This window comes from Streptomyces sp. NPDC001796 (assembly GCF_042892355.1).
In the GTDB taxonomy this organism is placed as follows: domain Bacteria; phylum Actinomycetota; class Actinomycetes; order Streptomycetales; family Streptomycetaceae; genus Streptomyces.
Window position 1 is genome coordinate 40,284 of the sequence record NZ_JBIAUC010000009.1, and the last position, 12,833, is coordinate 53,116.

General features: G+C 71.1%; 11 protein-coding genes and 1 pseudogene. 8 read left to right on the forward strand and 4 right to left on the reverse strand.

Annotated features, from left to right (window positions below; all coding sequences use genetic code 11):
- Nucleotides 1-284: 284 nt before the first annotated feature.
- Nucleotides 285-662, reverse strand: coding sequence for an ANTAR domain-containing protein (locus ACFYZE_RS19825; RefSeq protein WP_388995418.1), 378 nt, complete (start codon nucleotides 660-662; stop codon nucleotides 285-287).
- Nucleotides 663-1,529: 867 nt separating this feature from the next.
- Here ACFYZE_RS19825 and ACFYZE_RS19830 point away from each other — a divergent pair.
- Nucleotides 1,530-3,323 carry a SpoIIE family protein phosphatase gene (locus ACFYZE_RS19830; RefSeq protein ID WP_388995420.1) on the forward strand — a complete coding sequence of 598 codons (1,794 nt, stop codon included), beginning with the start codon at nucleotides 1,530-1,532 and terminating at the stop codon, nucleotides 3,321-3,323.
- A 31-nt stretch (nucleotides 3,324-3,354) separates the two neighbouring features.
- Here the strand turns inward: ACFYZE_RS19830 and ACFYZE_RS19835 are convergent, their stop codons facing one another.
- Nucleotides 3,355-4,035: a hypothetical protein gene (locus ACFYZE_RS19835; protein WP_388995423.1), complete on the reverse strand. Its 681-nt coding sequence runs from the start codon at nucleotides 4,033-4,035 to the stop codon at nucleotides 3,355-3,357.
- A gap of 638 nt (nucleotides 4,036-4,673) precedes the next feature.
- Between ACFYZE_RS19835 and ACFYZE_RS19840 the strand changes: the two genes are divergently transcribed.
- The 3 genes from ACFYZE_RS19840 (at nucleotide 4,674) to ACFYZE_RS19850 (ending at nucleotide 6,549) form a co-directional block, all read left to right on the forward strand.
- The gene (locus tag ACFYZE_RS19840) at nucleotides 4,674-4,892 is read left to right on the forward strand and encodes a hypothetical protein (RefSeq protein WP_388995425.1); all 219 of its coding nucleotides are present in this window, start codon (nucleotides 4,674-4,676) and stop codon (nucleotides 4,890-4,892) included.
- Between the two features lie 221 nt (nucleotides 4,893-5,113).
- Nucleotides 5,114-5,608, forward strand: coding sequence for a DUF5994 family protein (locus ACFYZE_RS19845; RefSeq protein ID WP_388995427.1), 495 nt, complete (start codon nucleotides 5,114-5,116; stop codon nucleotides 5,606-5,608).
- 71 nt (nucleotides 5,609-5,679) lie between these two features.
- Complete coding sequence (locus ACFYZE_RS19850) at nucleotides 5,680-6,549, forward strand: DUF5994 family protein (protein WP_388995430.1); 870 nt, start codon at nucleotides 5,680-5,682, stop codon at nucleotides 6,547-6,549.
- Between the two features lie 153 nt (nucleotides 6,550-6,702).
- On the opposite strand, the gene ACFYZE_RS19855 is transcribed toward ACFYZE_RS19850, so the two are convergent.
- Entirely contained in the window at nucleotides 6,703-7,611 is a 909-nt protein-coding gene (locus ACFYZE_RS19855) for a helix-turn-helix transcriptional regulator (RefSeq protein ID WP_388995433.1), read from the reverse strand.
- Nucleotides 7,612-7,820: 209 nt separating this feature from the next.
- Here ACFYZE_RS19855 and ACFYZE_RS19860 point away from each other — a divergent pair, with 209 nt between their 5' ends.
- The 3 genes from ACFYZE_RS19860 (at nucleotide 7,821) to ACFYZE_RS19870 (ending at nucleotide 10,790) form a co-directional block, all read left to right on the forward strand.
- Nucleotides 7,821-8,798, forward strand: a complete 978-nt coding sequence (locus tag ACFYZE_RS19860; RefSeq protein WP_388995436.1) for an aldo/keto reductase — start codon at nucleotides 7,821-7,823, stop codon at nucleotides 8,796-8,798.
- Nucleotides 8,799-8,862: 64 nt separating this feature from the next.
- Complete coding sequence (locus tag ACFYZE_RS19865; protein ID WP_388995439.1) at nucleotides 8,863-9,900, forward strand: zinc-binding dehydrogenase; 1,038 nt, start codon at nucleotides 8,863-8,865, stop codon at nucleotides 9,898-9,900.
- 38 nt (nucleotides 9,901-9,938) lie between these two features.
- A complete protein-coding gene (locus tag ACFYZE_RS19870; protein ID WP_388995442.1) occupies nucleotides 9,939-10,790 on the forward strand; it encodes an aldo/keto reductase in 852 nt (283 codons plus the stop codon).
- 67 nt (nucleotides 10,791-10,857) lie between these two features.
- Here ACFYZE_RS19870 and ACFYZE_RS19875 read toward each other — a convergent pair.
- Nucleotides 10,858-11,063 (reverse strand): annotated as a pseudogene (locus tag ACFYZE_RS19875) (DUF2267 domain-containing protein); the annotation flags it as partial.
- Nucleotides 11,064-11,679: 616 nt separating this feature from the next.
- On the opposite strand from ACFYZE_RS19875, the gene ACFYZE_RS19880 reads away from it, so the two are divergent.
- The gene (locus tag ACFYZE_RS19880) at nucleotides 11,680-12,714 is read left to right on the forward strand and encodes an IS110 family transposase (protein WP_388995445.1); all 1,035 of its coding nucleotides are present in this window, start codon (nucleotides 11,680-11,682) and stop codon (nucleotides 12,712-12,714) included.
- Nucleotides 12,715-12,833 lie beyond the last annotated feature (119 nt).

The window sequence follows — 12,833 nt, forward strand, 5'->3', positions numbered from 1 at the left end:
GGTCCGGGCCTGGCCGGTGGCGAGGGTGCCACAGGCGCTCGCGACGAGCTGATGAACGGACTCGTGGCAGGGGCCCACGACGACATCGCCCTGCTCGCCCTGCGACTGCCACAGTCGGACGAGGGCGTCTCGCCCTGAGGCCGAATGCTCGCCGTACGCGATGTAAGTCTGGGGTGGGACGTTTTGGTCAGGTGGGTTCGGGGACGCGTTGGGCGGAGGTCGTGTCGCGTGCGGGTTCGGAAGTGAGCTGGCATTCCATTCGTCCGCCCGCCCTGCCGTCCGGCTCAGATCGCGGGCGGCAGAGCTGTGCTGCGTACAGATGACCGTGCTCTGGCCAGTGCCTTGTTGAGAGCGGTGCGGATCTCGTCCGGCAGCTGTTCGCCGTGTACCCAGTCCACGATCAGTTCGGATACCTGCCGCAGTTTCGTATTGGTGTGCTGTGAGACCTCTCGCAGCACTTGGAATCCTTGCTCGGGATGCAGGCCACCAACGGTGATGACCACGCCGATCGCTTGGTCGACCACGGTGTGGGAGACGACGGCCTCCTGCAGCTGACTGATTTCCGTCTGCAACTCGCTGATCTTGTTCAGGGGCGGTGTCCGTCCCGGAACCAAGTGCTCCTCGAGCCGCGTGAGGGTGCCGTTTCGAGAGTTCTCCATCATGATCACATCCCAGACCGCGGGTCTCCCGCCCGGGTCGCCGATGCCGTACGGATTGCGAGTACGACAATTCGACTATTACCCCGGGTTGCTGTCTTCGTGCGGATCGCGGGATGTTCCGTTCGTGGTCGCGGGTGCCCGCGGGCGTGCATGATCCAGGCGAAGGGCTGCTCGACCAGCAGACGCCGGGGCAGACGACCGTGCTTTCGGAGCGCATGAACCGCAGCCGGAAGAAGACGTCTTGACCGCGTCGTCTCAGAGCGTCCCGCCTCCCGGGGGCCTGCGCACGACCGGTCGCGGCTTTGTCCACGAAGGGGAGTGCCTGACGGACTGCAAGGATCCTGCGGGAGCGGATCACGGCTCACATGACCATACGATCGAGCGCCTGCCGTACATCGCGGCAGGGCATTCGGGTGTGGGGGACTCGGGAGGGGGGACCCAGGGGGTGGGCCGCGTTCAGCAGCGTATCCATGGGGCTGGCTCGACTCAGGCTCCTCCGGTTCAGCCAACGAGCCGGGGGAGCCGCTGACAGGATCGCAGTGGTGACGACCGACGACGATGCCCATGGCGTCGCCGATGGTGTGGCGGGTGGCGAGGGCCAGTTCCCTCTGGATGTGGGTGGGCGTTCGAGACGGCGACCCCGCATGGGAGGCCGGCCGCAGACTTCTCGTCTCGGCGGGCACCCGTGCACGGTTGCGGTCGAGCGCTTCGCGTTCCACGGGCTGACGAAGCCGGTCGGGCGAGTGCGGCGACCCACTCGCGGGTGCGGGGTACTCGAAGAGGAACCCATCGGGGTGCCGACGTCTCTGTGACCCGCCGGCCCGGGGGCCGCGCACCGCGGTGGGTCCGTGCGGAAGGGACGGCGGCGACGTGGCGGAGGGCCTGAAGTCCGGCGCAGGGCACGAGCGGCGGCTGTCCGCGGAGGAGCCGGCTCTGTGGCAGCAGGTGGTCGAGCAGCTGGGCACGGCCCTCGCCGTGATCGACCCGGCCGGGCGGATCGTCGCTGTAAACCCGGCTGCCGAGCGGCTTCTGCAGCGCGCAGCAGGGTCGGTGTACGGGCGGGATCTGCACGACCTGTGCCATCGCGACCCGGGAGGTGGCCTCGTCCCGCGGGAGCGCTGCCCGCTGCTGCGGGCACTGGCCGAGAGGCGTGCGGCACGCGGGGACGACGACAGGTGCCTGCGTGGTGACGGACGGCTGGTCCCGATCTCCTGGTCGGCCACCCCCCTGGCGGACGACGTCTCCGGCGTCTGCCAGGGCATGGTCGTGCTGATCGTCGAGACCGCGGCGGACCGCCGTGCCGGTAGGGAACGAGCGGAACGCGCCGAGCGGTCGGGACGGGTGGAACAGGCGGAACGGGTGGAACAGGCGGAACGAGCGGCTCATACGAGCGCTCTGGAGAGCCTCGCCGAGCGGCTGACACTCGTCGCGGAGATCACCGACGTGCTCGGTCAGACCCTGGAGGTGGACGAGGCCCTCGCCCGGTTGAGCCGCGTCCTTGTCCCCCGCCTCGCCGACTGGGCCGCGGTGGACCTGCGGGTCGGCTCCCGTCAGGTGCACCGAGTGGCCGTGACCGGTCCGGAGGGCCGTGCAGCCGGGCAGGAGGACTGGCGCGGCCATCTGCCCCCGGTCGGGGAGGCGACCTACTCGCCCCTGGTCCAGGTACTGAACGAAGGCGCGCCCGTCCTGCAGGAGCGGGTGGACCTGGAGGCACCGCCCGACTCACCGCTGGCCGCTGTCCACGACGCGTTCCTCGGAGCGACCGGCGCGGCATCCGCCATCACGGTGCCGCTCGGCAGCAGACGGCAGGTCACTGGTGCCCTGACGCTGGTGCGCACCGACTCGGCACGGCCCTTCGACACCGGCGATCTCGACGTGGCCGGCGACATCGGCCGCCGGGTCGGTGTGGTCATCGACAACGCGCTCCGGTTCGGCCGGCAGCGCGCGGTCGCCGAGGCCATGCAGCGCAACCTCCTTCCCCCGCTGCCCGCGCACGGCCGGTTCCAGCTGGCCGCCCGGTACCAGCCCGCTCCGCCCGGCTCCCAGGTCGGTGGTGACTGGTACGACGCCTTCGCGCTGAGGGACGGCACGCTCGTCCTCGTCATCGGCGACGTCGTCGGGCACGATCTGACCGCCGCGGCCGGCATGGCGCAGTTGCACGGCATCCTGCGCTCCCTCGCCTGGGACCATGCCGAGCCGACCGGTGCCGTCGTGGACCGCCTCGACGACGCCCTGCACGCCATCACCATCGTGCGGATGGCCACCCTCGTCCTCGCCCGGGTGGAAGGTCCGGACACCGGCCCCTGGACGCTGCACTGGACCAGTGCGGGGCACCCGCCGCCCCTGCTGCTGACCCCCGACGGGAACGCGCAGTACCTCGAAGCCGGGCAGGGACTCATACTCGGAACCGACCCGTGCGCCGGCAAACGTCGCCCGAGCGCCGCCCACGCGCTGCCGCCGCGGTCCACGCTCCTGCTCTACACCGACGGCCTGATCGAAGTCCCCGGCAGCGATCTGACCAGAGGGCTCAGCCGACTGCGTCGCCACGCTCTCGCCCTCGCCCACGAACCTCTGGACATTTTGTGCGACCAGCTGGCGGCCCGGACGCCCCTGGGCAGCACGGACGACGTCGCCCTTCTCGCCCTGCGCCTGCCCGTGCCCTGACCGGGCCGAGGCGGTGATGGGGCGCGGCTGCTCACGTCCCCGGAGCAAGCGCCAGAATGCGGAACGGACCGGGCGACACGGCCTGAAGGCCGTCGCCTCCGGCGTACCGCCATCCCCAGGACCGCATCGTCTCGACGGTCCTGCCGTCCCGGGCGTCCACGAGTGCGACGCCGAGCGCAGCGCCGTGGTCGGCGAGCAGTCGCCGCTGCAGACGCCGGGCGAGGTTCCAGACATGGTCCCGGTACTCCCGGCGCACGCGAGGCGGGACGACGATCCCGGAGACGACGAAGAGCCGCCCGGAGGCGGCGCGGCGGAGCAGACCTCCCCGGACGTGCCCGTCGAAGCCCGCCCACCATGGACCCGAGCCGCCCGTGGGGAAGCCATAGGCGTAACCGGTCAGGGCGGTGGTCTCCGCGATCAGCAGCGAAAACCCCGGCCGTCGTGCGTCGGCCGTGAGATGGCCCAGGAAGGGGCCACGTGCCTGGTTCCACGCCCACGGGTCGCCACCGGAGGTTTCCGCGTACAGGTCGCCCAGCTCCTGCAGACGGTCCGCGACCTGACCACGCGTCAGCCGATGGATCCGATCTGCGACCTGCGGCGAGGACCTTCGCCCCCTCTGCGGTGGGCCCTGTGCGCGGGTACGCGGCCTGCCCCGTGCGGGCCGGAGAGCGGGGAGGGCCAAGGTCGTCGGGGGGAGCACCTGCGCGGTCATTGCCAACCCTGCCCCCGGGCGCGGACGAAGGCCGCCCCGGCGTCGTCGATCCCCGAGAACGGCACCGGTGCCTGAGGCGGTGCGCGGCGTGCCCTCGGTGTGTCCACCGTACTCCCGGCCGGGCCCGCCCCGGCGGCCCGGCGGTCGCCGGCACCGGGAACGGCGCCGACCGTCCGCGTGCGGTCGCTGTCCTCCGGCCCAGGCCGGCTCACGTGGTCACCGGGCTCGGCCGGGCGAATGTCAGGCGGCCGGCCGCCCGGCCGGTCATGGGACGCACAGCCACCCGTACCCGGCATACCCTGCAGAGGGGCCTGCCGTGGAAACGCGACGCAGGCCCCCACACCGTCGCTCGCTTGCGTCGGGCAGCGACCCGAATCGTGGTCCGTACGTTTCGTACTCGTCTCGCGTCCGGGGCTCCGTGTGGAGCAGCTGCCCCGCCGGTCGCGAAGGAGGAACCCGGCTCCATCTCACCCTCGACACCGCGCACGCCGTGGAACCCGCACGCTCCGGCTCGCGACCAGCAAATCGACAGAGCACGCGCATGCTCACGCCGACGAGGCACGACCCGGATCCGCGAGGCCACGAGGATCCGCCGGCGTGTCCGTCCCCCGCGGCCGTGACCCCGGAGAACCACAGCCATGACAAGACTCCGCGAACGCAAGAACAACCGGGAGGCGGTCCTGCGATCCCTCTACGGGGCCGTCGAACGCAATCGCCCCGAGGTCAGCGGTTCGGTACTCCGCGCCGAGCTGGGCCTGCCCGACGAGGACCTCTCCGCCGCCTGCGCCTATCTGGCCGACGAGGGACTGATCAGCGTGGACTGGACGTCGCACCGGACCCCGCGGCCGTCTCGCTGACGCATGAGGGCATCTGCCTGATGGAGGAGCTGGAGGAAGAACAAGGGGGAATAGGGCAGGGCAGAGAAGACGGAGCCGGACGGCTGGCCCGGCCGCTTCTCCTGGGCTCAGGTGTAGCCTGACCGTACCGAGAGCTTTTCGCGCAGCGCTTCCGGCGGTGCCGTTCCCGGCGAGGGACGAAACGGGCAGTCGTCCTACGGCTCCCGGGACGGGACCGGACCATGGAACCCAGCAGTACGCCGGCCGAAGGCGTGTCCGGTGCCGACGCGCACACGTACCGCATGCCCCTGCCCCGCCTCACCCTCACCCCGGACGTCAGCCACGGCCCGCTGGACGGTGCCTGGTGGCCGCGCTGCGACGCGCTGGAGCTCGAACTTCCCTCGCTCGTCGACTTGTTGGAGCCGGAGCCGGGGGCCGTGATACGGGTCACCGTGGACCCCGCCGGGTGGCCCGGCGCCCCGCACACAGTCATGGCCCCAGGCCGGGTGATCGCCGTGGAACCGACCGGACCCGGAAGCGACGCGCACGTCATCACCCTGGACTGCGGCACCGTGGGACGCTGGGTGCTCCTGGTCGTCCCGCCCGAGGAGCCCGCCGGAACAGCCGTCCGGCTGCTGGCCGCCGCTGCAGACCCGGAGAACCCACTGACCGCCGCGAGCATGCTGGCGCTCGCCGATGCGGGTCGCCCGGTGGGCGCGGCCGGGGAGGCGGAATGAGGCACGGGCCCCCTTGGGAGCCCGCGGCAGGGACGACCGGCCAGCCTCAACCACCATCCTCGCGTGAGCCGTTGCCCACTCTGAATGACACTTCTGCGCTCTTCGAGGAGTGCCGCATCGTCCGCACGCACGGCGAACTGGACACGCAATCCGCGGCCCCACTGGTCCGCGCCCTGGCCGAGGCCCGAGCGGCCCGGCCCGGACGGCTCTTCCTGATCGTGGACCTGAGCGAGGTGACCTTCTCCGACTCCAGCATCCTGTCTGCGCTGTGCGAGGCGTGGTCCGACTGCCGCGCCCGGCGAGGCTGGGTACGCATCGTGTACGGCAACCACATGACCGACCTGGTCTTCCGCCACACCGGCCTGCTCGAGCGCTTCCCCGCCTACGCGAGCGCACAGGACGCCTGGGAGGGACGAACGGCCGACGCCGCACTCCCGCCTCCCCGCGAGCGCACTGCCGGCCGCCGGGACGCACCGCCCGGCCGGGGACCACATGCCGCGCCGAACCACCCGACAGGACACCTCATGAGCGACCAGCTGCGGCGCCCGCCACCGGCCCCGCCCCTCCTTCGCCTGTACCTAGCGCCCGAGAGCACCGTGCCACGCCGTATCGACGGGGCCTGGTGGCCGCGAACCTTCGACCTCCTGGCGGAACTCCCGTCACTGCTCTCCGGCCTGCCCCGCGCCTGGGGCCAGATCGTCAGTGTCCTGGTGAACGGCACAGGGTGGGCCGGGGTCCCGGGCCGCATGCTCGTCTGCAACCAGGTCGTCCGGCTGCGCAGGACCGCCACGGCGCGCACGCCCAGCACCATCGTGCTGATGGCCCCCGCCCATGGGCGCCGGGATCTGCTGGTCGTGTCACCGGAGGCCACCGAGCAGGCCGCGGAATCGCTCGTGTCCGCAATGGGACTGACGCCGGAGCAGGGTCACTTCGCGAGCTGAGTGCGTGGGTCCGGCCCGTCCGGCGGCACAGGCAGGCACATCCGGCGAGGATGCGCTCGGTTCGTGGGTGGACGCCGGCCGGCTGCGGGCGAGGCTTCTTCCGGCGCGGCCCTGCGCGCGACGCGGTGCAAGGTCTGGGACGGGTACGGCGGCTTACGGCTGTTGACCGGTGGCCCTCGGGATGTGCGCGGGGCGTTGCGGCGGCCGCGGCGCGGTCATGTCGAGCAGGAGAAGGGCGTCGTGGTCGGGGGTGCCGGGTTCGGCGATGTAGACGCCGATGCGCTGGCCGGGTGTGCCTTCCACGTGCAGGGACTGCGAGGTGAGGGTGACCGTGCCGACCTGGGGGTGGTGGAAGGTCTTGTGGGCGGGTCTGCGTCCGGTGACTTCGTAGCGTTCCCAGAGCCCGGCGAAATCGGGGCTCTTGAGGAGGAGTTCGCCGACGAGGTTGGTCAGGTCGGGTGCGTCGGGTGCGGTGCCGGCGATGGCGCGCAGGCGGGCGACGCATGCGGTGATCTGCCGGTCCCAGTCGGTGAAGAGGCTGCGGGCCGCGGGGTGGAGGAACAGGTAGCGGGCGAGGTTGCGCTGTCTGGCGGGCCAGTCGTCCAGGCCCGTGTAGAGGGCGAGGCCGCCGGGGTTCCAGGCCAGCAGGTCCATGCTGCGGCTGATGACGTACGCCGGGTTGGGGCGGAGTGATTCGAGCAGCAGCTTCAAGTGGGGGCGCACGGTACGGCTGGGGGCGGGCGCCGGTTCGGGGGTGTAGCGGGCGGCGCGGGCGGCGAGCTCACGCAGGTGCTGGTGTTCCTGGTCGTCCATGTGCAGGGCGCGGGCGAGGGAGTCGAGGACGGCGGGGCTGGGGCGGGTCTCCTTGCCGCGCTCGAGGCGTACGTAGTAGTCGATGCTGATGCCGGCGAGGGTGGCCAGCTCCTCGCGGCGCAGGCCGGGGGTGCGGCGTATGCCGGCGCCGACGGTGAGGCCGACGTGTTCGGGGCTGGTCTGGGTGCGGCGGGCGCGCAGGTAGCGGCCCAGCTCGGCTCCCTCGCTGTTCGCGCTCTCGGATGGCATGTCTCCAGTCTCACCCGCTGAGTGCCTGCCGCACGGGGGTGAGGGGGGTCCTGTCATTACCCCGGAAGAGCCCGCCCTGCCACACCGACGCGATCCGGGCGAGGGTGAATGAGCAAGATGCGCCGGCGCCCCGGCCACCGCCACCACAGGTACGACGCGGCGGACCGGGCGACGGGCGCCGGGCGACGCCACGATGCGGAGAGGGCGAAATGCGGTACATCAAGCTGCGTGACCTGGAGGTTTCCCGGATCGGGCTGGGCGCGATGGGCATGTCCCACGGTTACACCGGCTCGGGCACCGACGACGCCGAGTCGATCAGGACCGTGCACCGGGCGCTGGAGCTGGGCGTCACGCTGATCGACACCGCCGAGATCTACGGCCCCTACACCAACGAGGAACTGCTGGGCCGGGCGCTGAAGGGGCGCCGGGACAAGGTGGTGCTGGCCACCAAGTTCGGCCTGGTCTCCCACGGCGGCGACGGCGCGTGGAACCTGGACTCCGGCCCGGCCAACATCCGCACCGCGGTCGAGGGCTCCCTGAAGCGGCTGGGCACCGACCACATCGACCTGTACTACCAGCACCGGGTGGACCCGAACACGCCGATCGAGGAGACCGCCGGCGCTGTCAAGGAGCTGATCACCGAGGGCAAGGTCCGCGCCTTCGGGCTCTCCGAGGCAGGCCCGGAAACGATCCGCCGCGCGCACGCTGTCCAGCCGGTCACCGCGCTGCAGTCCGAGTACTCGCTGTGGACGCGCGGCATCGAGGAGCGCATCCTGCCGGTCCTGCGCCAGCTGCACATCGGGCTGGTGCCGTTCTCCCCGCTGGGACGCGGTTTCCTGACGGGCACCGTGCGTTCCACCGATCAGTTCGGCGAGGACGACTTCCGGCGTGGCAACCCGCGCTTCACCGGCGAGAACTTCCAGCGCAACCTCGCGCTCGCCGACGAGGTGCAGGCCCTGGCCGCCGAGGTCGGCGCCACGCCCGCGCAGGTGGCGCTGGCCTGGCTGCTCGCCCAGGGCGACGATATCGCCCCGATCCCCGGCACCAAGCGCGTGGCCCGGGTCGAGGAGAACACCGCCGCCGACACGGTCACGCTGACCGCCGAGCAGCTCCACCGGCTGAGCAGTCTGCCGCCCGCCGCCGGCGACACCCACAACGCGGCCCAGGCGCAGATGCTCGAACGCTGACCCTGCCCCGCCATGTCGCCCTTCTCGTGGCACCCTCCCGCCCTCGTTCGGAGTAACACCTTTCATGCGTGCAGCAGTGATGTACGGAGCCGGCGACGTCCGCGTCGAGAACCGGCCCGACCCGAAGATCGTCCAGCCGACCGACGCCGTGGTGCGCACGCTGGCCGCGTGCGTGTGCGGCAGCGACCTGTGGCCCTACCAGTCGATGCCCGCCACCGACGCCGGCCGCCCCATGGGGCACGAGTTCCTCGGCGTCGTCGAGGAGACCGGCGCGGACGTGACCGGGCTCAAGCCGGGCGACCTGGTCGTCGCGCCCTTCACGTACAGCGACAACACGTGCGACTACTGCGCCAAGGGCCTGCCCATCTCGTGCCGCAACGGCGGCCGGTACGGCTTCGACGGCGTCGATGGCGGGCAGGGCGGAGCCGTCCGCGTCCCGTACGCGGACGGCACCCTGGTCAAGCTGCCGGTGTCCGCCGACTCCGCGCTGCTGCCATCGCTGCTGGCACTGTCGGACGTGATGACCACCGGCCACCACGGCGCCGTCACCGCCGTCACCGCCGGCGTCGCACGCGGCGACGTGGTGCTCGTGGTCGGCGACGGCGCGGTCGGTCTGTGCGCCGTGATCGCCGCGAAGCGGCTGGGCGCCGAGCGGATCGTGCTCGCCGGCCGTCACGAGGCGCGCACCAACCTGGGACGTGAGTTCGGTGCCACCGACGTGGTCGCCGAGCGCGGCGAGGAGGGCATCGCCCGCATCCGCGAGGTGACCGGTGGCGTGGAGAAGGCGATCGAGGCCGTCGGCACCCGCCAGGCCCTCGACACCGCTCTGGGCGCGGTCAGGGACGGCGGCACCATCAGTCGCCTGGGCGTCCCCCAGTACGAGCAGGGGCCGATCGGCCCGGCGGAATTCATGCGCAACCTCACCCTGACCGGCGGCGCGAGCCCCGCCCGCGCCTACATCGAGCAGCTGCTGCCCGACGTCCTGGACGGCACCATCGCCCCCGGCCGCGTCTTCGACCAGACCTTCACCCTCGACCAGGCGCCGGACGCCTACCGGGCCATGGCCGACCGCCAGGTCCTCAAGGCCCTCATCCGCCCCTGACCCCTGCTCACGCCCGCACAGCGAAGGACATCCCCCTCATGCAGTACGTGACCTTGAACAACGGTGTCGAGATGCCGCTCCTCGGCTTCGGCGTCTACCAGATCCCCGCCGAGGACACCGAGCGCGCCGTCTCCGAGGCGCTGGCCGCCGGCTACCGCCTGCTGGACACGGCCGCCGCCTACGGCAACGAAGAGGCCGTCGGCCGCGCCATCAAGTCCAGCGGCATCGCCCGCCAGGACCTGTTCGTCACCACCAAGCTGTGGGTTCAGGACGCCCCCGCCGAGGAGAACACCCGCCGTGCGTTCGAGACGTCCCTGAACAAGCTGGGTCTGGACCACCTCGACCTGTACCTGATGCACCAGCCCTTCGGCGACGTCTACGGCCAGTGGCGCGCCATGGAGGCGCTCAACCGCGAGGGCGTGGCCAAGGCGATCGGCGTCGCCAACTTCTATCCGGACCGGCTGATCGACCTGATCGTGAACAACGAGATCGTGCCGGCGGTCAACCAGATCGAGACACATCCGTTCTTCCAGCGCGCCGACTACCAGGACCTCATGCGGCAGCACGGGGTGCAGATCCAGTCCTGGGGCGGCTTCGCCGAAGGCCGGAACGACTTGTTCACCAACCCGCTGCTGGCCGAGATCGGCAAGGAGTACGGCAAGTCGGTCGCGCAGGTCGTGCTGCGCTGGCTGATCCAGCGCGGCGTCGTCGCCATCCCCAAGTCGGTGCGTCCCGAGCGCATGGCCGAGAACGCCGACGTCTTCGACTTCCAGCTCACCGACCAGCAGGTGGCCCAGATCGCCACCCTGGACTCCGGACGTTCCCTGTTCTTCGACCACCACGACCCCGAGATCGTCACCTGGCTCGCCCAACGCCGCCTGGACGCCTGATCCGCTCCCGACCCCTCCCGTGCCAGATCCCTCGCGCAGACCCCCTGTCTGTGTTCGCACCACCGCCGGTGAGGACGCTTGCGGCTTCGAGGGGGGCGGGCGGCCAGTTCGACGCTTTCGTCGCCGGTCAGCTGGCGGCCCAGTCCCGCAAGGACCAGGCGGAGCGCTTCCTCTGCCCTGTCACGGGCGGGGTAGGCGCCGTCGAAGCGGATTCTCCAACGTCTGTTCGTACGCCCTCCCGCAGGGCTGCTGGAGGGCGTACCGGTCGGACATCACGGGCGGGGTGGCTTCCTTTCTGTCATCCAAGGGATGGTGCCGGTGTGCGGTCACCGGGTGCGGTCGTAGCCCGCGGCCGAGCGGCTGGCGTTCGTTCTACATGGCCCGGATAACGGTGTGCGGCCGAGTGAGCCGCGAGGGCACGGGGACCGGGGTCGAGGACGGCAAGGCACCAGGCGGGGACGTCGACGAGCTTGATCTCGTACCCGTCACGGCACCAGCTTCCCGGCATGGTCCCAGTTCTGTTCGTCGGCGGCGGGCGCTTCGAGTCAATTCGCTCGAACGAGCGGGCTGACGTGGCTGCAAGCCGGATAAAAGGAGAACCGTAGGTGGGTGCTGTCCTGCGGCGGGGTCTGACTCCTGAGATGCCTGACCGAGTGTCCTGCTCGCCCTGTGTCGACCACCGGCGGGGACGGTGCGTTGCTGGTCTCGGGCTGACCGGGCGTGTCTCGATAGGGGCCTGCCGGACAGGCGTCATCACGATTCTGACCGTCCGCACGGCCCGGTGCCGGCTAGCGATAAGCCGTCGGCCTGAAAAGAATCGAGCATGATCGACACACCCTGCGCTTCGCGTTCTCATCGGCGGCGACCGGCGAGGGAGGTGATCCTGGGAGTGGACACGCACCGGGATGCCCATGTGGCCGCCGTGCTCTCCCTGGTGGGGGAGGTGATCGGCACCGAGGAGTTCCAGGCCACCGCGGCTGGATACCGAGACCTGCTGGGGTGGGCCAGGGCGTCGGGTACGGTGCGCCGGGCCGGAGTGGAAGGAACCGGTTCCTTCGGGGCGGCCCTGTCTCGCTACCTGCTGGCCCAGGGCGTGGACGTTTTCGATGTGAACCGGTTCGACCGGGCCGACCGCCGTCGGCGCGGCAAGTCGGACCCGCTCGATGCCGAGAACGCGGCCCGGGCGGTGCTGAGCGGGCGAGCGCGCGCCCAGGCCAAGACGGGCGACGGGCCGGTGGAGATCGCCCGGATGTACAAGCTGGCGAAGCATTCGGCGGTCAAGGCCCGCACCCAGGCGATCAACCAGCTCAAGGCCGTCCTCATCCGTGCCGATCCGCAGCTGAGGGAGGAACTGGCCGGGCTGGGCAACGCAGAACTCTTCCGCACCTGCGCAGGGCTCGTCGACGACAGCCTGAACCACGAGACCGGCGAGGGGGCGGTGCTCCACGCCACCCACGTCACCCTGGGTCTCCTGGCCCGGCGCATCAGGCAGCTCAGCGAAGAGGTCCAGGACCTGGAAGGCCGCCTGACCCGGCTGGTGGAACGCCACGCTCCCCAGTTGCTTGAGGTAGTGGGCATCGGTCCGGACACAGCCGTCACTTTGCTGATCACGATCGGAGACAACCCGGAACGCCTGGGCAGTGAGGCGTCCTTCGCGGCGCTGTGCGGGGCCAGCCCCGTCGAGCGTTCCTCGGGCAGTTGGCAGTACCGTCGCCTCAACCGCGGCGGCGACCGGCAAGCGAACGCGGCCCTGCACCGCATCGTGCAGACCCGCCTCCGCGTCGACCCGCGCACCCAGGACTACTACGAACGCCGCAGCAAGGAGGGCAAGACCCGGCGCGAGATCGTCCGCAGCCTCAAGCGCTACGCGGCCCGGGAGGTCTACCACCTGGTCAGACCTATGCAGCCGCAACCCGCGTCATAGGGGCAGTGCGAAGCAGTGAAGCCCTTCCGGGAACCATCCCCCGACGGGGCTTCTGCTCGGAGCCATGAGACGAAGCCCCGCCGGAGCGCTCCGGCGGCGCTTCGCTGTGATCTCGACTG